The following is a 21,431-nucleotide window of genomic DNA, read 5'->3' as shown; positions in this document are numbered from 1 at the left end:
GTAGGAAGCACCTGAGCACCAGGAGGAACCATGAAGTACATGCTGCTCGTCTGCGGCGACGACACCGCGGACTGGTCGGGCACGGCGCCCGTCGAACCCTGGGTGGAGGAACTGAGCGTCGAGCACGAGGTACGGCTGCACGGCCACCGGCTGCGGCCGCCGGCCGACGCGGTCACCGTCCGGGTGCGCGACGGTGAAGTACTGCGCACCGACGGCCCGTTCGCCGAGACCAAGGAGTACGTCGCCGGCTTCGACGTCCTCGACTGCGCCACCATGGAGGAGGCCCTCGCGGCCGCCGCGAAGCACCCGGTCGCGTCCGTCGGAGCCATGGAGGTCCGCGCGTTCTGGGACGACGAGGACGCCGAGACCGCGATCCGCCGCCTCGACACGGAGCTGACCGAGGCGGCCCGCGAGCGCGACGTCGAGCGCGCGATGGCCTGCTACGCCCCGGACGTCGAGGTCTTCCACCCCACGAGCGGCCAGGAGCAGAGCGGAATCGAGGCCCTCCGCAAGGCCGAGGAACTCCGGTTCCCGACGATCACCGGGCCCGTCGAGCGCGAGGTGTCCGACTACCGCCTCCGCATCGACGAGAGCATCGCCTTCAGCCACGCCCTGGTGCGGACACGCGCCACGCTCGCGGACGGCGGGACACTGGACACCACGGAACGCGTCACCACCGGCTACCGGGAAGCGGGCGACCGCTGGCAGATCGTCCACGAGCACAGGTCGGTCCCGGCCGGCACCGGCGCCCCCGGAGCCGAGGAGGTCCGGTCATGAAGTACGCCCTGTTCATCTGCACGCCCGTCGGCGGTGAGGAACTCAGCCCCGAGGAGATCACCGACGACCCCCGCTTCACCTCGTACATCGACGAGGTCCGCGCGCGCGACATCGTGAACGGCGGCGCCCGGCTGCGGCCGTCCACCGACGCCACCACGGTCCGCGTCCAGGGCGACGAAGTCCTGCTCAGCGACGGCCCGTTCGTCGAGTCCAAGGAGTACGTCGCGGGCATCGACATCATCGAGGTCGCGGACCTCGACGAGGCCATCTCCCTCGCCTCCCGCCATCCGGCGGCGCTCGGCGGCGGATCGGTGGAGGTGCGGCCGGTCTGGGAGTGAACGACGACGTCGAGAAGGCGGTCGCCGCCGCCTTCCACGAGGAATGGGGCCAGGTCGTCGCCACCCTCATCCGGGTGACCGGCGACTGGGACCTCGCGGAGGAGTGCGCACAGGACGCCTTCGCCCAGGCCCTCGACCGGTGGCGGCGCGACGGAGTGCCGCGCCGCCCCGGCGCCTGGCTGACCACGACCGCGCGCCACCGTGCCCTGGACGTGCTGCGCCGGGAGGCGGTCGGCGCGCGCAAACTGCGGGAGGTGGCGGTGCTGGCACGCGACGACGGAGCCCGAGACCCGGAGTCCGAGGACGGGAGCGGAGTCCAGGACGACCGGCTCCGGCTGATCTTCACCTGCTGCCATCCCGCGCTGCCCATCGAGGCCCGGGTGGCGCTCACCCTGCGCACCCTGGCCGGGCTGAGCACGCCCGAGATCGCGCGGGCCTTCCTCGTCCCGGAGGCGACCATGGCCCAGCGGCTGGTGCGCGCCAAACGCAAGATCCGCAACGCGGGCATCCCGTACCGCGTACCGCCCGCGCATCTGCTGCCCGAGCGCACCACCGGCGTCCTCGGCGTGCTGTACCTGCTGTTCAACGAGGGGTACGCCGCCACCACCGGCGCCGACCTGGTGCGTACCGGCCTGTCCGCCGAGGCGATCCGGCTCGCCCGCGTCCTGGCCCGCCTGATGCCCGACGAGCCCGAAGTCCTCGGCCTGCTCGCGTTGTTGCTGCTGCACGACGCCCGGCGTGGCACGCGCGTCGACGCGGCGGGCGACCTCGTCACCCTGGAGGACCAGGACCGCGGCGCCTGGGACCGGACCGAGATCGACGAGGGCGCGGCGCTCCTGGAGGCCGTGCTGCGCCGGGGACGCCCCGGGCCCTACCAGATCCAGGCCGCCATCGCCGCCTGTCACACCACCGCCGCGACGGCCGGCGACACCGACTGGGCCGACATCGCGGCCCTCTACGGCGAGCTCCGGCGCCTCGTCCCCTCCGCCGTCGTCCGCCTCAACCGCGCGGTCGCCGTGGGCATGGCCGAGGGCGCCGACGCCGGGCTCGCGCTGGTCGCCGAGTTGGAGGAGGAGGGCGAGCTGGTCGCGTACCACCTGCTCCCCGCCACCCGCGCGGACCTGTTGCGCCGCGACGGCCGGACGAAGGAGGCCGCCACGGCGTACGAGCGGGCGCTCGCCCTCGTGGAGAACGCGGCCGAGCGGAGGTTCCTGGAGAGACGGCTCGCGGAGTGTCGATCTGCCTAGGGCGTCTTCGTCGGTGGGGTGAAGACATCTTCCGCGCCGTCGGTCGGGAGGTGTCGGCACCGCCCACCGGACGCCCAGGAGGACCCGATGACCATCTCACCGACCACGCCCCGGCCCGACGGCCACAACAGCCTCCGCGCCCTGTTCGCACGCCGGGCCCGCCCCCGGTCCGGCGCCTCCGTCCCGTCGGCCCCGGCCCGGGAGATGCGGCGCACGGATCCCGGCGCCCCGGACGTCTGGCTCGCCGGACTGCGCCTCGGGAGCTGACCATGTCCGCCACCACCTCCACGGCCACCGTCGGCACCCCCGACCCGCGCCGTCGGCGCGCTCTCGCGCTGCTCTGCCTGGCCGGATTCATGGTGATCCTGGACTCCCAGATCGTCGTGCTCGCCCTGCCGTCCATCGCCACCGGCCTCGACTTCGGCCCCGGCGGCGCCCAGTGGGTCATGAGCGCCTATCTGCTCAGCTTCGGCGGACTGCTGCTGCTCGGTGGCCGCATCGCGGACCTGCTGGGCCGCCGCCGGGTCTTCATGACCGGCACGCTCCTGTTCGGGACGTCCTCGCTGCTGTGCGGGTTCGCCTGGAGCGCGGGCCTGCTGGTCGCCGCGCGCGCCGTGCAGGGCGTCTCGGCCGCCGTGATGGCGCCGACCGCGCTCGCCCTGCTGCTCGACACGTTCGCGGAGGGCCCCGAACGCAACAAGGCACTGGCCGTCTGGTCCGGCTGCGGCGGGTTCGGCGCCACCGCCGCGCTGCTGATCGGCGGACCGCTCACCGACCTCCTCGGCTGGCGGTGGATCTTCTTCCTGAACGTCCCCGCCGCGCTGGTCCTCATCGCCCTGACCCCGCTCCTGCTGCGCGAGAGCCGGTCCGACACGCGCTCCCGCTCCTACGACCCGGCCGGCGCGCTCACCGTCACCGCCGCCGTCGTCGCCTGCGTGTACGCCGTGGTCGAGGCACCCGGCGCCGGATGGCTGTCCGTGCGGACGACCGGCCTCCTCGCCCTCTCCGCCGCGCTGTTGACGCTCTTCACGCGCATCGAGGCCCGCTCGGCGCATCCACTCGTTCCGCCGCGCCTGCTGCGCTCGCGGGCGGTGAGCGGCGGCAACCTCGTGGTGTTCCTGCTCGGCAGCTGCGCCTTCGGGATGTCCTACACCCTCTCCCAGTACGGGCAGGGCGTCCTCGGCTACTCGCCGCTGCGGTTCGGACTGTGCAACGTCGTGATGCCCGTGACGGCCGTCGTCGGCTCGTACGCCGGTCAGGCCCTGGTCACCCGGCTGGGCGCCCGCCCGGTCGCGGCCGCCGGCCTCGCCCTGGTCGGAGCGGGCAGCCTGCTGCTGGCCGGGGTCCCCGTGGACGGCGGGTTCGTGCGGGACCTGTTCCCCGGGCTGCTGCTCTTCGGACTCGGCCTCGGGTCCTGCGCGGTCGCCGGATCCATCGCCGCACTCACCGGCGTGGCGGAACGTGCGTCGGGCGTGGCGTCCGGCATCAACACGGCCGCCTTCCAGATCGGCGGAGCCTTCGGGGTCGCCGTCGTCTCCTCGGTCGCCCTGTCCGGCGCGGACGGGCCGGGCCTCGCCGGTCCGACGGCCGGATACCGGGCCGCGTTCACGGCGTGCGTCCTGCTCGCGGCACTCGGCCTCGGCTGCGCCCTGACCCTGCTGCGCGGGACCCGCGGCCCCTCCCGGCGGCCCCGCCGCGGAATCCGCGCGGAACGACGGCAGGAAGAGGGGCGCGGGGTGCGGGACGGGCAACCCGCCCGGGGGCCGGTGCCTCTAAGCTCGGCGAAATGTTCTCCCCGCAAGGTCCCACCCTCCGCGAACTGACCGTGCAGGCCCTGTCGTCCGTCGAGCACGGCTACGACCTGCTGGCACCCAAGTTCGACCACACACCGTTCCGGACGCCGGACACGATCCTCGACGCGGTGGGGCGGGCACTGGAGCCGTTGGGGCCGTTCGCCGCGGGACTCGACCTGTGCTGCGGAACCGGGGCGGGCATGGAGGTCCTGCGCGAGCTGTGCCGTGAGCGCGTGACCGGCGTCGACATCAGCGCCGGGATGCTCACAGTCGGACGACAGCGGCTCTCCGCCGGCACGGCTGGGTCCGCGGTGGCACCGGCCTGTGGGGTGTCACCGTCGGCCGTCCCCGCTCGGGGCGGCGGTTCGCCCGCGGTCTCCTGGGTGCGCGGTGACGCCCGCGCTCTGCCCTTCGGGTCCGCGTTCGACCTGGCCGTGAGCTTCGGCGCGTTCGGGCACTTCCTCGCGGACGAACTCCCGGGCCTGTTCGCCGGGGTCCACTCCGTGCTGCGCCCCGGTGGACGCTTCGCGTTCCCGATCGCCGCGCCCCCGCGGATCGGCTCGCCCTGGTACTGGGCGCTGCTGGGCTTCGACTCGGTGATGCGGGTGCGCAACGCCGTCCTGCGTCCCCCGTTCGTCATGTACTACCGGGAGTTCCGGCTCGCGGACGTGCGGCGGAAGCTGGCGCGGGCCGGCTTCCGGACGGAGCTGCACGCGCTGCCCGAGTTCGGCCGCCGCGAGGACGGCAGCCCGCGGGCCCGGATGGTGGTGGCCACCCGGCCCGGCGCGCCGGCCCCGGAGACGGCCACCGGCCGCGGGTGACATCCACCCGTCGTACCACCCGTTCCGGCGGCACGACGGGTCCCCGGGACGTCGGCCCAGGAACCCGCCGCTCGGCATGATGAGACGTCGGTCGACGCCCCGCACGGGTGGCGGGGGTGCGCCCCACCGGCGCCCCCAGTGCCTCGTCAGGCGGCCGGCAGCGTGAACTCGTATACCAGGGCGTCCTGTTGGGCGTCCACGGTGAGGTCGGTGATCTCCAGCGGGCGGTCGTACTGGTCGTGCACGCGCCGGGTGACGCGTACGGACTGGGGGAGGCGGGTGATGGCGTCCCGGTGGTGCAGCGTCAGGCCCGCCTTGCGCATCCAGTCGTAGGCGCGCGACAGCTGGGCCGAGGAGTGGCCGTCCGCGCGGTCGCGGTAGCGGGCCAGCTCCTCGACCTCGGACACGGCGATCGCCGAGAAGGACGTGACGGCCGTCCGCAGCCCGCTGCCGTCCGCGGCGGCCGACTCGTAGCGGTGGACCAACGTGGCACGCCGCGGGGCGAGTCCGAGGGCCTTCGCGTGCTCGGGCGGGGGAGTCTCCCAGGTCACCGTGGTCCGGCGGCGCGCGCAGGGCTGACCGGTGTGCGCCCCGACGGGGAAGTCGAGGGACGGCACGGGTTCGGCGGGGGCGCCGGACAGGGTGGCGTGGCTGCCGCGCCGGTCGGTGGAGACCTGGCCGCTGCGCCGCAGCAACTGCAGTGCCTGGCGTACGGTCTCCCGGCTGACGCCGAACCGCGTGGCCAACTCCCTTTCTCCCGGCAGGCGTTCACCGGGCGGAACGGACCCGTCGCGCAGCTCGCCGAGCAGCTGCGTGGCGATGCGTGCGTAGAGCGGTTCGTGCTCGGACGTGTGGGTGGTGCGGGCCATGTCCGCGCCTCCTGTGTGGTGACTCGACGTAGCCGTGCGGGCTCATTGCGGCACCACATCTAGCATTGGTCTAAACCACCTGGAAAGAGCGGCCGGAGACTTCGGCCGGTTTCAGCCCGCCTCGCCGGACCGCCCGGGAGTCCGTCCGAGCGCGTCGTACAGCGCGTCGACGAGGGCCGTCTTCCTTGGGTCGTCTGCGATGTGCGGGCCCATGCGGTTCATCACGTACCCCAGGGAGACCCCCGCCTCCGGGTCGGCGAGCCCGCAGGAACCGCCGAACCCGTCGTGTCCGAAAGCCCTCGGGTTCGGACCGTACGAGCCGTTGGCCCCGCTCAGCCACAGACCGAGCCCCACCTCCGTCTCGTGCGCGAACCCGGCGCCCAGCACCAGGTCGACGCAGCTGCCCTGCCCCTCGCGGACCCGCTCGGCCGCCGCCGGGCTCAGTACCCGCAGGGAGCCGTAGGTGCCCTTCGACGCGAGGATTCCGTACAGCGCGGCGACCGCTCTGGCCGTTCCGTGGCCGTTGGCGGCCGGTATCTCCGCCGCCCGCCATTGCGCGGTGTTCGCCTCGGCGGCGCCGAACGCCGGGTTGGCGACGGCCGCGAGAGCCGCGGGCGCCAACCGGGAGAGGAGCGCGGCCTGTTCGCTGCCGGACGCGGCCGGCGGATGCACCAGTTCGGCCGCTCGCCCGGCCTCCTTCTCGGGCAGCCCGATCGTGAAGTCGATCCCGAGCGGCCCCGTCACCTCCCGCTCCAGGAACGCGCCGGGCAGCAGCCCCGACACCCGTCGCACCACCTCGCCGACCAGGAAACCGAACGTCAGCGCGTGATAGCCGGACCGGGTCCCCGGCTCCCACCACGGCTCCTGCGCCGCGAGCCGCCCGACGGTCAGCTCCCAGTCGCAGAGCTGCGTGAACGAGTGCGGCTCACGCAGCCCCGACAGCCCCGCCCGGTGCGAGAGCAGATGCCGTACGAGGACGTCCTGCTTGCCCGCCGCCGCGAACTCCGGCCAGTACGCGGCCACCGGGGCGTCGAGGTCCAGGAGTCCGCGGTCGGCGAGGATGTGCGCGCACAGCGCGGTCGGCCCCTTCGAGGTCGACCAGACGTTGACCAGGGTCTCCCGCTCCCACGCGCGGGTGCGAGCCGCGTCGGACCAGCCGCCCCACAGGTCCACCACGGTCTCCCCGCCGAGCGTGACGGACACGGCGGCCCCCAGCTCGTCGCGGTCGCGGAAGTTGTCCTCGAACGCGGTCCGCACCGCCGTGAAGCGAGGATCGCAGTGGCCGTCGATCAGGGGGGCCGGCTGAGGCATGAGTTCTCCGAGAGTCGTCCCCGGGCGAACCGGGAAGGGGTCCGGGCCCGTTGAACGTACCGACTGGTCGGACTGGAGGGAAGACGCGGGACGCACGGACGCCGCCCGGGGCGTCACGTCCGTTCCGGCGCCCGGCTCAGATGTGTGCGGGAAGCCAGTCGAGCTGGGCTGCCTGCTGGTAGGGGCCGCCGCCCTCGTGGTCGTTGAAGTCGTACACCTCGATCCGCTTCTCGCCGGCCGCCCAGGCGTTGTACGCGGCGAAGACCGTCGACGGCGGGCAGGTCTGGTCCTCCAGGGCCACCGAGAACAGGGCGGGCGCCCGGCCGCGCGCGGCGAAGTGCACCCCGTCGAAGTACGACAGGGTGCGCAACACCTGCCCGGTGCGCCCGCGATGGGTCTTCAGGTAGTTGCCGATCTCCCGGTACGGCGAGCGGTCCGTGACGACCGTCGCACGCGGGAAGTCGCACAGGAACGGCACGTCGGGCAGGACCGCGGCGAGGTCCGGCACCAGCCCCCCGACCGCGATCGCGATGCCGCCGCCCTGGCTCCCGCCCAGCGCCGCGACACGCGCCCCGTCGACCAGCGGATGCGAACGAGCGGCCTCCACGGCCCGCACCGCGTCCGTGAACAGGCGGCGGTAGTAGTAGGTCTCGGGGTCCTCGACGCCACGCGTCATGAAACCGGGGAAGGCGGGCGCGCTGCCCACCGGGTCGGGTGTCCCGCCGCCGCCCCAGGCGCTGGCCTGACCCCGCGTGTCCATCACGAAGTGCGCGTAGCCGGCCGAGGCCCACAGCAGATGGGTGTGGGCGAGTCCGCGGCCGCCGCCGTACCCGACGAACTCGACGACCGTCGGCAGCGGCGCGCTCGCCCAGGACGGCACGGTCAGCCAGCCCTTGACCGGATGGCCGCCGAACCCGGCGAACGTGACGTCGAAGGTCCGCACGGTCTTGAGCGGCGACTCCACCGGCTCGAAACGCTCGGCGCGTTCGTGCTCCCTCGCCTCCTGGAGCGTCTTGGCCCAGAAGGCGTCGAAGTCCCCGGGCTCCGTGGACGCGCTGCGGTAGGTGCGGAGTTCGTCGAGGGGGAGATCGAACAGGGCCATCGAGGATCACCTTTCGGCGTACGGGTGCGGGTGATCACACCGTACGTGCGGCCTCGTTGGACCCGCCACGGCTCCTCCCTCCCAGTCGCCACCCCGGCCGGACCCACCCCGTGCGGTCCTCCGGGAGCCACCGGTCAGGCGGTGCGCCGGGTCCAGCCGGGTTCGGTCAGCGCCCAGTCGCGCGCCCACTGGTCGAGCCGGCGCCGTTCGACGGACCGGCGCACGCCGAGCCGTGTGACGAGGACGGCGAGGACCGCGCCCATGGCGGTGAACAGGCCCACGGCCAGAGCGCGTTGCCAGATCACCGACATGCTCGACGGCGCCCGGACGATCCGGTCCCGGGCGTCGGTCCAGACGTCGATGTGCGCACCGCCCCGCACGCCCGATGGCACCCGCACGAGGTCCGTCCGCGCCTGTCCGTCCGTCCCGGTCCAGCGGATCAGGGCGGGGAAGGAGCGCTGGATGCCGCCCGGCGTAGCGGGTACCGCCGCCGGTGTGTCGTCGACGAGGACGGCGCGGACCTGGTGCAGCGTGGCGCGCTCCGCCGCCGCCTCCGCGCGGGCCACGTCGTACGTCCACCATCCCGCGGCCGCCCCGGCCAGTGGCGCGCCGACCAGCAGCAGAACGCCGACCACCAGCACACACCACGCCTCGACGACGTCGGATCGGCGTCGCAAGGAGTTGCGCCGCCAGCGCCAGCCGAGCACCCGGGTTCGCATGTCCCCTCCTCACTGCCGTGCGCCGCCGTGGACGCCCGGCCGAAACAGACCCCGCAGCGCACCGGAAGGCCTCTCCCGGCGTACCGCGCGCGGTGCCGGAAGTCCATCACCGCGCCGATTCCGACGCCGTACGACTGATCCGCGCCCGCCGTGGAACCCGCGTACCACTGCGCCGGCGAACAGGAGCCCCGATGACGTGACTCCGGCAGCCTCCGCCGTGACACCCGGTGCAACCCGGCTGCCCCGCCGTCGGCCGGATACACCTGCCCGTCGACGGACCAGGTCATGCGGGCAACTCCGGTGCCGTGCGGGCCGGCAGACGCCCGGGTCCCCCCGGGCGGAGCACCGGCGACAGCGGCCGACGGCATGCGGCCCGGCGACCGATCACCGGAGAGGGGCCACCGAAGACCGGCCACCGACCGACCACCTTCGAACGACGAGAGGCAGCAGAATGAACCCCGGCACCCGCACCATCACCGTGGGGATCGACGGATCGCGAGCCAGTCTGGACGCGGCCGACTGGGCGGCCCGTGAAGCCGGACGCCGCCGGCTCCCGCTGCGCCTGCTGCACGCGAGTCCACGGCCGCACGTGCCCGTGCGCGTCCCGGACGTCGACGTGCCGGCCGGCCGGACGAGGTCCCCGCTCGACCGCGCGGCCATCCAGCTCTCCTACGCCCACCCGGCGTTGGACATCGTCGCGCGGGGCGCCGAGAGGCCGGTCGTGCCCGCGCTCATCGAGGCGGCCGCCGCGTCGCAGACGCTCGTGCTCGGCTCCCGCGGCCACACCGACCACACAGGCGTCGCCGGATTCCCGGCCGGCTCCGTCGCCCTGGCCGTCGCCGCGGGCGCCGAACGCCCGGTGGTCCTCGTCCCCGCGGGCGAACTCCCCGAGGACGAACGGGTTCCCGTCCCCGCGGGCGCCTCGCCGAGCGCGGCGGCCTACCGTCCCGTGGTCCTCGGCCTCGACCTGGCGCGCCCCGCCGACCAGTTGATCGGCCATGCCTTCGACACCGCGGCCGTCCGCGGCGCTCCGCTCCATGTGGTGCACGCCTGGACGCTGCCCGCGCCGGACGGTGGCGCGGGCGCCGTTCCGCCCGGGGACGCGCCCGAGGAGGAGACAGCCCGCCGACACGCCCTGACCGGGGCGCTGCGGCCGTGGCGCCGCCGGTTCCCGGACACGCCGGTCGCGGAGCAGGTCGTCCACGGACGCCCCGGCCACCACCTCCTCGGCGCCTGCACCGGTGCAGGGCTGCTGGTGGTCGGCCGCCGCGCGGGCGAACGCCTGGGCCGCGCCGTGCAGACCCTGATCCACCAGGTCACCTGCCCGGTCGTCGTCGTTCCCCACGGCTGACGCCCTGGCCTGCGCTCCGCCGATGCCCGCACGGGACGCGGCCGCGCACGCCGCCGCACCCCCGTGCCGAGCCCGGGCGGCACGCTGATCATTGCGGCCGTATGAACTCTCCCGGCGGCCGGGAATAGCCGCGCCGCGATCATCCTTGCTGCTGAAGCCGACTCCGGTGGCCCGTACACCCACAACGGGTGAGCGGACCGCGGCGAACGGTGACGACAGCGAGGGAGAGTGAGGGAGCAGATGCCCAAGGCGTACGTCTTCACACGCTACGGGGGCCCGGAGGCCGAGGCCCTGGTGGAGCGGGACCGGCCGAGCGCCGGGTCCGGCGAGGTCCTCGTCGCGGTGCGTGCCGCCGGCGTGAACCCCGTGGACTGGAAGCAGCGCACCGGTCACCGCCGCCCGGGGGGCGAGCCGCGCCCGCTGCCCGCCGTCTTCGGCAACGAGGTCGCGGGAGTCGTCGTGGAGACGGGCGCCGGCGTGACCGCGTTCGCCGTCGGGGACGAGGTCTTCGGCAACCCGGTGGACGGCGGATACGCCGAGTACGCCCTGCTGCCCGTCGCCGTCACCGCCCGCAAGCCCGCCGGCCTCTCGTTCACGGACGCCGCGGCCCTGCCGGTCGCGGCGGCGACCGCGTACGACGGCATCCGCCAGCTCGGTCTTCCCGCGGGTGCCACCCTGCTGATCACCGGAGCGGGCGGCGGAGTGGGTGTGGCCGCCGTGCAGATCGCGCGGGACGCGGGGCTGCGCGTCGTCGGGGTCGCGAGCGAGAGCAAGAAGGGCTTCGTCGAGTCGCTCGGCGCCGTGCACGTCCCGTCGGGGCCCGGCCTCGCGGAGCGGCTGCGCACGGCGGAGCCGGACGGCGTGGACGGCGTGTTCGACCTGGTCGGGGGAGACGCGCTGGAGGACGCGGCGACCGTGCTGGACGACGTCGGGAAGCTGATCACCGGCGCCGACCGCGAGACGGTCGCCAAGCTGGGCGGCACCGGAGTCGAGCGGGCGCGCACGGCGGCCGTGCTCGACGAGGTGGGCCGGCTCGCCGCCGACGGCACGCTGCGGCCCTTCGTCACCCGGACGTTCCCGCTCGACCGCGCCGGTGAGGCACTGCGCGCCGTCGAGGACGGGCACGCCCGCGGCAAGATCGTGATCGAGGTGCCCGCGTGAGCACGCACCCCCTCGACAACCCGGCCCTCGGTTCGCTCACCGGCCCGCACGCCCACTTCGCCGAACGGCGCGGGCGTGTCCTGCGCTACCCGGTGGACGTGTCGCCCTGGCTGGCCCTCCCGGACGAGCCGGACGCCGACGACTGGGCGGATCTGGCGGCTCTGGTGGGGCCCGGAGGCGAGGCACCGCTCGCCGGTTACGTCGGAGCGACGCCGGAGGGCTGGGAGGTGACGTTCAGCATCGAGGGTGTCCAGCTCGTCGACGCCGGGCTCGCCGCGGCGCCGGATCCCGAGGCGGTGCCGCTCGGCCCGGCGGACGTCCCGGAGATGCTCGACCTGGTGGAACGCACCCGGCCCGGCCCGTTCCTGCCCCGCACCGTCGAACTCGGCACGTACCTCGGGATCCGCCACGAGGGCGCCCTGGTGGCCATGGCGGGGGAGCGGCTGCATCCGCCGGGCTGGACCGAGATCAGCGCGGTCTGCACCGATTCCGCCCACCGGGGCAAGGGCCTGGCCGGCCGGCTGATCCTGGCGGTCGCGCACGGCATCCGCGAGCGCGGCGAGACGCCCTTCCTGCACACCGGGGCGGGCAACACCAACGCCATCCGGCTCTACGAGTCCCTGGGGTTCCGGCTGCGGCGCCCGACCCGTTTCCTTGCCGCTCGTGTGCCGGAGCACCTGGACGACGGGCGGCCCGTGCGCGTGGGGTGACCCTCCACCGCTGAACCCCGGCAGGCCGCGCGGGCCGTCGGCTCAGCGGCCGGACGGACCTGCGGCGGGCCCGCCCGGCGCGGCGAGGTCCGTGCCCGTCGCGTTGTAGCGCAGCAGATACGAGGCGAAACGGGCGAGGTCCTCCTCGGGCCAGCCCGTCAACCGCTCCCGGAACGCGACGCGGCGGCTGCGGGTCACCTGGGCGAGGATCTCGGTACCCGTGCCGGTCAGATGCAGCACCTGGACACGGTGGTCCTCGGGGTCCGTGCGCCGCTCGATGAGGCCGGCCCGCTCCAGCGCCGCCACCTGCCGGCTCACCGTCGATTTGTCGAGCGCGTAGTGCGCGGCGAGGTCGGTCGCCCGGCAGCCGCCGACCTCCTCCAGATGCCCGAGCAGGGTGTACGAGACCAGGGACAGCTCGGGGTGCATACGGCCCGCCGAGGCGCGGGCCCGCCGGGCGAACACGGTCATCTCGCGCTGGATGGTCTCGACCGCCGCGTCGGCCGTCATGCCGCCCGACGCCGAGCCGTCGCGTGCCCCGCCGTCCGTCGTGGACGGCGTCCCGGTGGTGACAACGGTCTCACCGGAGGCTTCGGATGCCATCACGGGACCTCCCTTCCCAGTTCTGGTTGTATAGTACAACTGGATAGAGAGTTGTATATGCCAACCAAAGGAGTTCGCGTGCTCACCGGCCTGCGCTCACCGGCCCTGCGCCATGTGCTCACGCACCTGGTCACCCCGTTGCTGATGTGTCTCGGCATGGGGCTGGCCTACATGGGTGCGTTCGTGACGCCGGAGCCCCACCACCTTCCCGTCGCCGTCGTCGGCAGCGGTCCCGAGACCAAGGCCTTCGCGCAGACGGTCAAGGACCGGGCCGGGGACAAGCTCGACGTCCGTACCGTCACCGACCGCGCGGCGGCCGTGGACCTCCTCAGGTCCCGTGACATCACGGGTGCCTACGTGCCCGCCGCCAGGGCGCCCGAACTCGTCGTCGCCACGGCTGCCTCCGACATGGGCGCCACCGCCGTCGAGCGGGTCTTCACACCGGTCGCCGCGCAGCAGGGGCTGCCTCTGAAGGTCACCGACGTCGCCGCACCCGTCGACGACGACCCCACGGGGCAGGGGCTGTTCTTCCTGCTCATCGCGCTCAGCATCGGCTCGTACGCCTCCGTCGCCGCGCTCGGCGCCGCGGGAACCGGACTGGCCCTGCGCGTACGGGCGTTGCTCGCCGTCGGCGTCTCCGCCGTGGTGAGCGGTATCGGCGCGGCGCTCGCCGGGCCGGTCTTCCATCTCGCGCACCACGACCTCGCCACCGTCTGGGCGATGAGCTGGCTCTACTCTGCGGGCATCCTCTTCATCGGCGTCGGACTCCACACCTTCCTCAAGCGGTGGACCACGCTCGCGATGATGGTGCTGTTCGTGATGCTCAACTTCACCAGTTCCGGAGGCCTGTTCCGGCCGGAGCTGCAGAACGGCTTCTTCGGCACCCTGCACTCCTTCTGGAACGGCGCCGGCTTCGTCGAGGGCGTCCGCAGCCTCCTCTACTTCGACGGTGACGGACTGTCCGGCAACGTGGGGACGCTCGTGGGCTGGCTGTTGGCCGGTCTGGCGGTGACCGCGGTCGCCGGTGTCGTCGAGCGGTCGCGCGGCCGGCACGCCGCACACGGTCCCGTCGTACCGGAGCGGCCGGAGCCGTCGACGACGCGCGCGACGGAGAGCGCCGAGGAGGAGTTGGAGGAGTCGGTCGGCGTCTGATCGTCCGGCGCCGATCGCTCCTGTAAGGTGGCCGTCCCGGCCGCGGACCGTCGCCGCCGGACGAGTTGTCGAGGAGGTGAGACCCATTACCGCTGTGTCAGGTCGGGTGCTCTCCTCCACGAGTGACCAGGTCGCCGTTTCCAGGTGACCGCGAGAGCGCCCTTCGGTTCGTCGAAAGGCCCTCGGCTCCATGCCTCTGTCTCCTGATGGTTCCGGTTCCGCGTCTTCCTGCGACGCCACGGACTCCGTGGTCGCCGCTCTCCGCTCCGCCGGCTGTGTGTTCGCCGAGGACGAGGCGGAACTGATCCTCACCGCCGCCCGCACACCGGACGAGGCCGCCTCGATGGTGGGCCGGCGCGTCGCCGGGCTCCCCCTCGAACAGGTCCTCGGCTGGGCGGAGTTCCACGGCCTGCGCATCACCCTCGAACCCGGCGTCTTCGTGCCCCGCCGCCGCACCGAGTTCCTCGTCGACCAGGCGGTGGCGCTCGCGCCCGGTGCGTCGGTCGTCGTGGACCTGTGCTGCGGTTCGGGCGCGGTCGGCGCCGCGCTGGCCGCGTCCCTCGGCGGCCCCGAACTGCACGCGTCCGACATCGACCCGTCCGCCGTCCGCTGCGCCCGCCGCAACGTCGCGCCGTTCGCCGGCCGGGTCCACGAGGGCGACCTCTTCTCGGCCCTGCCCGACACCCTGCGCGGGCGCGTCGACATCCTGGCCGCCAACGTGCCGTACGTGCCCACCGACGAGGTCGGGCTGCTGCCGGCGGAGGCCCGGGACCACGAACCCCTGGTCGCGCTCGACGGCGGAGCGGACGGACTCGACCTCGTGCGCCGCGTCGCCGAGGGTGCGCCGCGCTGGCTCGCCCGCGGTGGCTGCCTCCTCGTCGAGACGAGCGAGGAGCAGGCCGCGACCGCCGTCGAGGCCTTCGCCCGCGCCGGCCTGATCGCCCGGCTCGCCGTCTCGGAGGAGGGCTGGGCCCACGTCGTGGTCGGTGTGAAGCCCTGACCGTACGGGGCGAGGGGCGCGACATGCCGCGTACGGACCCCGATCGACCGTTCGCACCGCCCCACGCGCCACACTCCCTCTGACCACGCAAGGCCAGAGGGAGGCCCGTACATGAGCAGTGCCCCCGAGCAGTTCGACGCATGGGAGACCGAGGAGTCCGGGCCGGCCGACGCGCCGACCCGGGTGCTGCTGCTGGCCGGCGCGCTGTGCAGCGCCGCGTTCTACGACGACCTCGCGGCCGCGCCGCCGCTGGCCTCCGCTCCGGTGCGGCTGGTGGCCGCGACCCTCCCCGGCCACGCGGGTAGCACCCCGCCCGAGGACCTCTCCCTGGAGAACTACGCGGCGCTCGCCGGCACGCTGGCCGCCGAGCGCGGCTGCGACGTCGTCGTCGGCCACAGCCTCGGCGCCAACATCGCCCTGGAGATGGCGGCCGGAGGCCACTTCGCCGGGCCCGTCGTCCTGCTGTCCCCGGCCTTCTCGGCGTCCGACGAGGACAAGGTGCTGGCGATCGCCGACACCCTCGGGAGGGTTCCCGGCGTCGGTGCGCTGACCTGGTCGGGGCTCCTGAAACTGGCGCCCCGCGCGATGGCCGGCCATCTCCCCGAGGGGCGCCGCGAGGCGCTCACCGCCGAGTTCGAGAAGAACGACGCCGCCTTCTGCCGCAAGGCGGTCCGGCACTACTTCGCGTACTTCGGCCGGCACGGTTCCCTCGTCGACCGACTCCGTGACTCCGGAGTGCCCGCCTGGGTCGTGCGCGGCGACCACGACGACGTGGGCCTCTCGCCGGAGGAGCGGGCCGGGCTCGAGGCCGGTCCCCAGGTGACGCTCGTCGACGTCCCCGACGCCGGTCACCTGGTCATGATCGACCAGCCCGTGGTGGTCGCGGAACTCGTCGCCCGGGTCGCCCTGAGCTGAGCGACCCGCCCGAAACACTCCCCGACCGGGGCCCGAACGTCCGTCGGCCGAGTGACCCTCCTCATTGTGCAACTAGTTGCACAATGCGTGGCGCGTCGTCTACAACAGACGTACGACACCGCGCACGGAGGGGCCGATGAGCCGTTACCCGCACCTGCTGAACCCGCTCGACCTGGGTTTCACCACCCTGCCCAACCGCGTGCTCATGGGCTCCATGCACGTGGGCCTGGAGGAGGCCGAGCGCGGCTTCGAGCGCATGGCGGAGTTCTACGCCGCCCGTGCGCGCGGTGGTGTCGGCCTGATCGTCACCGGCGGCATCGCCCCGAACGACGCGGGACGGCCGTACGAGGGCGGCGCCAAGCTCACCACCGAGGCGGAGGCCGACCAGCACGCCGGGATCACCGCCGCGGTGCACCGCGAGGGCGGCAGGATCGCGATGCAGATCCTGCACTTCGGCCGGTACGCCTACCACCAGGACCTGGTCGCCCCGAGCGCCCTCCAGGCCCCGATCAGCCCGTTCCCGCCGCACGAACTGAGCGACGCCGAGATCGAGCGGACCATCGACGACTACGCGCGCGCCGCCCGCCTCGCCCGGCGCGCCGGGTACGACGGCGTCGAGATCATGGGCTCAGAGGGCTACCTCATCAACGAGTTCATCGCCCTGCAGACCAACCGGCGCGAGGACCGCTGGGGCGGCTCGTACGAGAACCGGATGCGCTTCCCGGTCGAGATCGTCCGCCGCGTGCGCGAGGCCGTCGGCGACGACTTCATCATCATCTACCGTCTGTCGATGCTCGACCTGGTGCCCGGCGGTTCCACGCTCGACGAGGTCATCACCCTCGCCCGGGCCGTCGAGGCCGCCGGGGCCACGATCATCAACACCGGCGTCGGCTGGCACGAGGCCCGGATCCCCACCATCGCGACCTCGGTGCCGCGCGGCGCGTACGCCTGGGTGACCAAGAAGGTCATGGGCTCCGTCTCGATACCCCTCGTCACCACCAATCGCATCAACACCCCTGAGATCGCCGAGCAGTTGCTCGCCGACGGGCACGCCGACATGGTCTCGCTGGCCCGCCCGATGCTCGCGGACCCCGACTTCGTCGCCAAGGCCGAGGCGGGGCGCCCGGAAGCGATCAACACCTGCATCGGGTGCAACCAGGCCTGCCTCGACCACACCTTCAGCGGCAGGATCACCTCCTGCCTGGTCAACCCGCGCGCCTGTCACGAGACGGAACTCGTCCTCGCACCGACCCGGCTGCGCAAGCGCGTCGCCGTCGTCGGCGCCGGACCCGCCGGACTCGCCTGCGCCGTCAGCGCGGCCGAACGCGGCCATGACGTCACCCTGTTCGACGCGGCGGCCGAGATCGGCGGCCAGCTCAACGTGGCCCGCAAGGTCCCCGGCAAGCAGGAGTTCGACGAGACGATCCGCTACTTCCGCACCCAGCTCGAACTGCACGGCGTGGACGTCCGGTTGAACACCCGGGCCACCGCCGACACCCTGGAGTCCTACGACGAGGTCGTCGTCGCCACCGGCGTCAGCCCGCGCACCCCCGAGATCCCGGGTGTCGACCACCCGAGCGTCGTCGGCTACCTCGACGTGCTGCGCGACGGCGTCCACGTCGGCGACCGCGTCGCCATCCTCGGCGCCGGCGGCATCGGCTTCGACGTCGCCGAGTACCTCACCGACAGCGGCGACAAGGCGAGCGAGGACCCGGCGACGTACTTCCGCAGCTGGGGCGTCGACATGGACTACCGGGCACCCGGCGGTCTCACCGCGCCCGAGCGGCCGGCCCCGCCGCGCACCGTCCACCTCCTGCAGCGCAAGGACACCAAGGTCGGAGCGGGACTCGGCAAGACCACCGGCTGGATCCACCGCACCGAGCTGAAGCACCGGGGCGTCACCATGGTCCCGGGCGTCCGGTACGACCGGATCGACGACGCCGGACTGCACGTCACCGTCGACGGACACAGCCAGGTCCTGGAGGTCGACACCATCGTGCTGTGCACCGGGCAGGACCCGCGCCGCGACCTCTACGAGGAGCTGCGCGCCACGGGCCGCGGCGTCCACCTCATCGGCGGCGCCGACGTGGCGGCCGAGCTGGACGCGAAGCGCGCGATCAAGCAGGGCACCGAACTGGCGGCGGCGCTCTAGGTTCCCGCGCCAGGGGGCCGCTCGGGGAGCGTCCTTGACCTGGTCGGCGGCGATGGTGGGCGGCCTGCTCGGCGGGCTCGTCCACCGGATGCCGTTCCGGCCGAACATCTTTCGTGGAGGCGCACAACCGTTTCCGAGTGTCGCGGGTCACATGAGGCAGGAGCAAACGTCTCCAAAGATCGCAAGGGGGAAATATGCGATTCAACCGTTCCGCCCTGGTGGCCGGCGCCTTCGCCGCACTGATGGTCGGGGGCACGACCGCACTGGCGGCGCCCGCCTCGGCCGCGCCCAACACCACGCCGCAGAAGGTCTGCGGCAGCGCCTACAAGACGGTGAACTCGGCGCCCGTCGGCTCTCTGGGCACCGTCTACCTGACGTACAACGCCTCCAACGGCAAGAACTGCGTCACGACCATCCGCAACAGCCCGGGAACCGCCGTGGACATGGCCGCATGGGTCTACGTCTCCGACACAGGCCTGGGCGACGACGACTACGGGCGGTACACGTCGTACGCGGGACCGACGTACGTGTACGGCAAGGGCCACTGCGTCGACTGGGGCGGCCAGATCAAGAACGTGTACACCCAGGTGTCCGGCTCCAACTGCGGCGCCTTCAAGGAGCAGCGCGTCACCTTCACGCGCTGACCCGCCCCTCCGCACGCCACCGCGCGCAACCCGGTGGCGTGCGGGGGCGCCTGGTCCGACTCGCCCCGGCGGACTCACCGAGTTCCGCCGGGGCGAGCCGCCTGTCGCGGTGTCCGGCGGTGTCCTGCCGGCCATCGGGCGGCGTCCCGGGCGCTCCCTAGGATGACCTCATGTCACTCCCGCACGCGATCCTCACCGCCCTGGTCGAGAAGCCCTCGTCGGGCCTCGGACTGACCCGGCGGTTCGACAGGTCGATCGGCTACTTCTGGTCGGCGACGCACCAGCAGATCTATCGCGAGCTGGGAAAGCTGGAGGCCGAGGGGTACATCAGGGAGCTGCCCTCGGAACAGCCGGCCCGGGGCCAGAAGAAGAGCTACGAGGTACTGCCCGCGGGCCGCGCCGAACTCGCCCGCTGGACGGCGGCCCCCCAGGACCCCAAACCGCTGCGGGACACGATGCTGCTGCGGCTGCGCGCCGCGGCCGTCGTCGGCACCGAGGGCGTCGAGGCGGACCTGCGCCGCCATCTCGCCCTGCACCGGACCCAGTTGGCCGAGTACGAGGAGATCCAGGAGCGGGACTTCCCGCCGGGCAAGGACACCCCCGAGGACCGGCTGCGCCACCTCGTCCTGCGGGCGGGCATCGACCTGGAGACCTTCTGGACCCAGTGGCTGACCCACGCGATCGAGGAGTTCGCCGAGCTGGACAAACCCTAGTGACCGCCCGCGACGCGCGTCGCGGGCGGTCGCCCGGTGTTCATGGACCCCGGGTGCCGGATCAGAGGCGGTGGGGCTTGGAGCGGCGGCGCAGGAACCAGGCCGCCGCCACCGTGCCGGTCACGACCAGGGCCGCGCCGCCGGCGACGGTGGCCGTGCCGTAGTCCTTCACGGCGCCGCCGAGGCCGCCCATGACGCCGCGTGACGGCGAGGCCGAGGCGGTCGCCGAGATCGTGGGGGTCGAGGGGGCCGAGACGATGATGGACTGGGTGCCCGCCGTCGACCCGTCCCCGCACACCACGATGACCGTGTACGTGCCGGCGCCCACGCCCGTCCAGGACGCGGACTGACTGGTGCTGGTGCCGGTGAGCGACATCTGCCGCCCCTGTGCGAAGTTCGCCTGCCCGCTGGAGAGCAGCGAGGCGTTGCCGAAGCTGCTTCCGTTGCTCGGGCAGGCGCTGGTGGTGACCGAGACCGAGGTACCGCTGGTGCTCACCGAGATCCCGGAACCCCATGCGACGGCCGCAGGAGCGGCCAGGGTGAGCGGAAGCGCAGCGGCGGCGGCCACGGTCAGGCCCGAGCGGAGAAGTGTCTGAGTGGTACGCATAGGAACTGCCCTCCAGCGGCACGGTTGGCGGTACTTCCCGTGCGCCGCCGAGGATCGGAGGGCCCGTGCTGCCTCAGGGAGAGCAAAAGCGCCCCGGGCCCGGTCCGCACGCCGACGGGGACCGGGCAGGTGACGGATTCCATCGTCCGGCGGACTGCGGACGGTGTGCCGGCCCGGCCGCCCGGCGAAGCGCGCACCCCACCGGGCCGCCGCGCGGGCGTCAGCTCCCGGTCGTCACGGAGCGCTCCGCCGAGAACCCGCCCCATGTGCCGTCGGGCAGCTTCGCCCTGAGCCGGACCCGGTGTGCCACGGCGGCCTCCCGGCCCACGTAGAAGCTGTAGGTGGCGGTGCCGTGGGGCGGGTTGCCGCCCCAGACGAGCGAGGTCGCGGCGTGTCCGTCGAGATGGATCTGGTACTCGCTGATCACGCCGTCCACCCGGGGCGCGACCCAGGACAGGTCGACGTAGTACGCCCCGTCCGTCCGGTGGGTCGTCGCCCTGAAGGCGGTCGGCGCCGTGCCCCGGCCGTCGTCGGAACCGGGCGCGGTGCTGAGCCGGACGGTCTCGCTCGCCGGTGAGGTGTTGTCCGCCGCGTCGCGGGCGCGCACGGTGAAGGCGTAGGCCGTGCCGGGCCGCAGTCCCGTGACCACCGTCGCCGTCTGCGCGCCGCCGACGCTGTGGATCTTCGAGGCGCCCTGGTAGACGTCGTACGAGGCCACGCCGCCCTTGTCCGTCGACCGGGTCCACGACAGCTGGACCGCCCGGCTGCCGACCGCCTTGCCGTGCGGGCCGCCGGGGCGGGTGGGGGGCGTGCGATCGGCCGCGACGGCGGCCGGGGTGGTGGCCCGCACCCGTTTGCTCGCCGGTCCCAGGGCCCCGGCGGAGTTCCGCGCCCGGACCGTGAAGACGTAGGCGGTGGAGGGTTCGAGCCGCGCGACGTCCACCATGTGCTCGGAGCCGGGGACCTCGTCGACCTCGGTGTTCCCGCGGTACACCGTGTAGTGGGTGACGGGGGGGTCCTCGGCGGCCAGGTTCCACATGACGTGGACGCTGGTCGCGGTGCCCGCCGCGGCGGTCACGCCGAGCGGCGCCGCGGGCAGACGCTCGCCCCGCTCCGCCGACGGCGCGCCCCATCCGCAGGAGGCCAGCACGAGCAGCGCGCCGCACACCAGCACGCGCAGGACGGTGGGGGGAACGCCTCGCACGGGTCCGCCTTCCCTACACGGGATTGGTCTGTACCTATAAGACACGGCTGACGCGGCCACATCAAGAGGGGTGACGGGTCGATGGCCGGAGCATTCGGGAGGTACGTATGCTGATCCCTGACGCGGCCCGAACTCGCCCCGCTTTCAGGGGAGTTCCTGCCCACGGCGCGGACCCGCTGTCGTCGCTGATCCCGCGCCGGCGCGTGCGGTCGAGTGGCCGGAGCCGACTGCGGCTCGGGCCC

At 73.5% G+C, this 21,431-nt stretch carries 22 protein-coding genes; 15 read left to right on the top strand and 7 right to left on the bottom strand.

The annotated features are described in order from the left end of the window. Nucleotides 1–30: 30 nt before the first annotated feature. From ACIRQH_RS16655 to ACIRQH_RS16630, 6 genes are all read left to right on the top strand, one after another. A complete protein-coding gene (locus tag ACIRQH_RS16655) occupies nt 31–777 on the top strand; it encodes an SgcJ/EcaC family oxidoreductase (protein ID WP_358818612.1) in 747 nt (248 codons plus the stop codon). Further along, entirely contained in the window at nt 774–1,115 is a 342-nt protein-coding gene (locus tag ACIRQH_RS16650; protein WP_388933472.1) for a YciI family protein, read from the top strand. The genes ACIRQH_RS16655 and ACIRQH_RS16650 overlap by 4 nt, the downstream gene beginning before the upstream one ends. Then, nucleotides 1,106–2,362 (top strand): RNA polymerase sigma factor, encoded by a 1,257-nt coding sequence (locus tag ACIRQH_RS16645; protein ID WP_404226581.1) that lies wholly within the window; start codon nt 1,106–1,108, stop codon nt 2,360–2,362. The genes ACIRQH_RS16650 and ACIRQH_RS16645 overlap by 10 nt, the downstream gene beginning before the upstream one ends. An 87-nt stretch (nt 2,363–2,449) precedes the next feature. Beyond that, nucleotides 2,450–2,629 carry a hypothetical protein gene (locus tag ACIRQH_RS16640; protein ID WP_404226376.1) on the top strand — a complete coding sequence of 60 codons (180 nt, stop codon included), beginning with the start codon at nt 2,450–2,452 and terminating at the stop codon, nt 2,627–2,629. 2 nt (nt 2,630–2,631) lie between these two features. Continuing rightward, nucleotides 2,632–4,185 carry an MFS transporter gene (locus ACIRQH_RS16635; protein ID WP_404226374.1) on the top strand — a complete coding sequence of 518 codons (1,554 nt, stop codon included), beginning with the start codon at nt 2,632–2,634 and terminating at the stop codon, nt 4,183–4,185. Further along, complete coding sequence (locus ACIRQH_RS16630; RefSeq protein WP_404226372.1) at nt 4,149–4,976, top strand: class I SAM-dependent methyltransferase; 828 nt, start codon at nt 4,149–4,151, stop codon at nt 4,974–4,976. The genes ACIRQH_RS16635 and ACIRQH_RS16630 overlap by 37 nt, the downstream gene beginning before the upstream one ends. A gap of 146 nt (nt 4,977–5,122) precedes the next feature. Here the strand turns inward: ACIRQH_RS16630 and ACIRQH_RS16625 are convergent, their stop codons facing one another. The 4 genes from ACIRQH_RS16625 to ACIRQH_RS16610 all read right to left on the bottom strand — a co-directional run bounded on the left by ACIRQH_RS16625 (nt 5,123) and on the right by ACIRQH_RS16610 (nt 8,977). After that, on the bottom strand, nt 5,123–5,845 hold the full coding sequence (locus ACIRQH_RS16625; protein WP_358818618.1) for a GntR family transcriptional regulator: 723 nt from the start codon (nt 5,843–5,845) through the stop codon (nt 5,123–5,125). 111 nt (nt 5,846–5,956) lie between these two features. After that, nucleotides 5,957–7,156 carry a serine hydrolase domain-containing protein gene (locus ACIRQH_RS16620; RefSeq protein ID WP_358818619.1) on the bottom strand — a complete coding sequence of 400 codons (1,200 nt, stop codon included), beginning with the start codon at nt 7,154–7,156 and terminating at the stop codon, nt 5,957–5,959. A gap of 136 nt (nt 7,157–7,292) precedes the next feature. Continuing rightward, a complete protein-coding gene (locus ACIRQH_RS16615) occupies nt 7,293–8,258 on the bottom strand; it encodes an acetylxylan esterase (RefSeq protein WP_358818620.1) in 966 nt (321 codons plus the stop codon). Between the two features lie 134 nt (nt 8,259–8,392). Continuing rightward, a complete protein-coding gene (locus tag ACIRQH_RS16610; RefSeq protein WP_358818621.1) occupies nt 8,393–8,977 on the bottom strand; it encodes a hypothetical protein in 585 nt (194 codons plus the stop codon). A gap of 451 nt (nt 8,978–9,428) precedes the next feature. Between ACIRQH_RS16610 and ACIRQH_RS16605 the strand changes: the two genes are divergently transcribed. The 3 genes from ACIRQH_RS16605 (at nt 9,429) to ACIRQH_RS16595 (ending at nt 12,199) form a co-directional block, all read left to right on the top strand. Beyond that, nucleotides 9,429–10,328 (top strand): universal stress protein, encoded by a 900-nt coding sequence (locus ACIRQH_RS16605; protein WP_388870244.1) that lies wholly within the window; start codon nt 9,429–9,431, stop codon nt 10,326–10,328. Between the two features lie 240 nt (nt 10,329–10,568). Continuing rightward, a complete protein-coding gene (locus ACIRQH_RS16600; RefSeq protein WP_388870241.1) occupies nt 10,569–11,489 on the top strand; it encodes an NADP-dependent oxidoreductase in 921 nt (306 codons plus the stop codon). Then, the gene (locus tag ACIRQH_RS16595; RefSeq protein ID WP_358818624.1) at nt 11,486–12,199 is read left to right on the top strand and encodes a GNAT family N-acetyltransferase; all 714 of its coding nucleotides are present in this window, start codon (nt 11,486–11,488) and stop codon (nt 12,197–12,199) included. The genes ACIRQH_RS16600 and ACIRQH_RS16595 overlap by 4 nt, the downstream gene beginning before the upstream one ends. A gap of 42 nt (nt 12,200–12,241) precedes the next feature. Here the strand turns inward: ACIRQH_RS16595 and ACIRQH_RS16590 are convergent, their stop codons facing one another. Beyond that, nucleotides 12,242–12,709: a MarR family winged helix-turn-helix transcriptional regulator gene (locus ACIRQH_RS16590; RefSeq protein WP_358818692.1), complete on the bottom strand. Its 468-nt coding sequence runs from the start codon at nt 12,707–12,709 to the stop codon at nt 12,242–12,244. Between the two features lie 183 nt (nt 12,710–12,892). Here ACIRQH_RS16590 and ACIRQH_RS16585 point away from each other — a divergent pair, with 183 nt between their 5' ends. From ACIRQH_RS16585 to ACIRQH_RS16560, 6 genes are all read left to right on the top strand, one after another. Continuing rightward, nucleotides 12,893–13,954 carry a hypothetical protein gene (locus ACIRQH_RS16585; protein WP_404226580.1) on the top strand — a complete coding sequence of 354 codons (1,062 nt, stop codon included), beginning with the start codon at nt 12,893–12,895 and terminating at the stop codon, nt 13,952–13,954. A 190-nt stretch (nt 13,955–14,144) separates the two neighbouring features. After that, complete coding sequence (locus ACIRQH_RS16580; protein WP_358818625.1) at nt 14,145–14,954, top strand: putative protein N(5)-glutamine methyltransferase; 810 nt, start codon at nt 14,145–14,147, stop codon at nt 14,952–14,954. Nucleotides 14,955–15,065: 111 nt separating this feature from the next. Continuing rightward, nucleotides 15,066–15,869, top strand: a complete 804-nt coding sequence (locus tag ACIRQH_RS16575; protein WP_404226368.1) for an alpha/beta fold hydrolase — start codon at nt 15,066–15,068, stop codon at nt 15,867–15,869. A 136-nt stretch (nt 15,870–16,005) separates the two neighbouring features. Next, the gene (locus tag ACIRQH_RS16570) at nt 16,006–18,021 is read left to right on the top strand and encodes an NADPH-dependent 2,4-dienoyl-CoA reductase (RefSeq protein WP_358818627.1); all 2,016 of its coding nucleotides are present in this window, start codon (nt 16,006–16,008) and stop codon (nt 18,019–18,021) included. A 194-nt stretch (nt 18,022–18,215) separates the two neighbouring features. Beyond that, nucleotides 18,216–18,665 carry a spore-associated protein gene (locus ACIRQH_RS16565; RefSeq protein ID WP_358818628.1) on the top strand — a complete coding sequence of 150 codons (450 nt, stop codon included), beginning with the start codon at nt 18,216–18,218 and terminating at the stop codon, nt 18,663–18,665. 170 nt (nt 18,666–18,835) lie between these two features. Continuing rightward, nucleotides 18,836–19,378, top strand: coding sequence for a PadR family transcriptional regulator (locus ACIRQH_RS16560; RefSeq protein ID WP_358818629.1), 543 nt, complete (start codon nt 18,836–18,838; stop codon nt 19,376–19,378). A 61-nt stretch (nt 19,379–19,439) separates the two neighbouring features. Here the strand turns inward: ACIRQH_RS16560 and ACIRQH_RS16555 are convergent, their stop codons facing one another. Together ACIRQH_RS16555 and ACIRQH_RS16550 are read right to left on the bottom strand one after the other, a co-directional pair. Beyond that, the gene (locus ACIRQH_RS16555) at nt 19,440–19,985 is read right to left on the bottom strand and encodes a hypothetical protein (protein WP_355872765.1); all 546 of its coding nucleotides are present in this window, start codon (nt 19,983–19,985) and stop codon (nt 19,440–19,442) included. A gap of 220 nt (nt 19,986–20,205) precedes the next feature. After that, a complete protein-coding gene (locus ACIRQH_RS16550) occupies nt 20,206–21,189 on the bottom strand; it encodes a fibronectin type III domain-containing protein (protein ID WP_388870224.1) in 984 nt (327 codons plus the stop codon). Nucleotides 21,190–21,431: the final 242 nt, after the last annotated feature.

It is taken from the genome of Streptomyces sp. NPDC102279 (assembly GCF_044766365.1).
Taxonomy (GTDB): domain Bacteria; phylum Actinomycetota; class Actinomycetes; order Streptomycetales; family Streptomycetaceae; genus Streptomyces.
The sequence above is the reverse complement of the archived record's forward strand: the minus strand, read 5'-3'. Positions and strand labels throughout refer to the sequence as shown.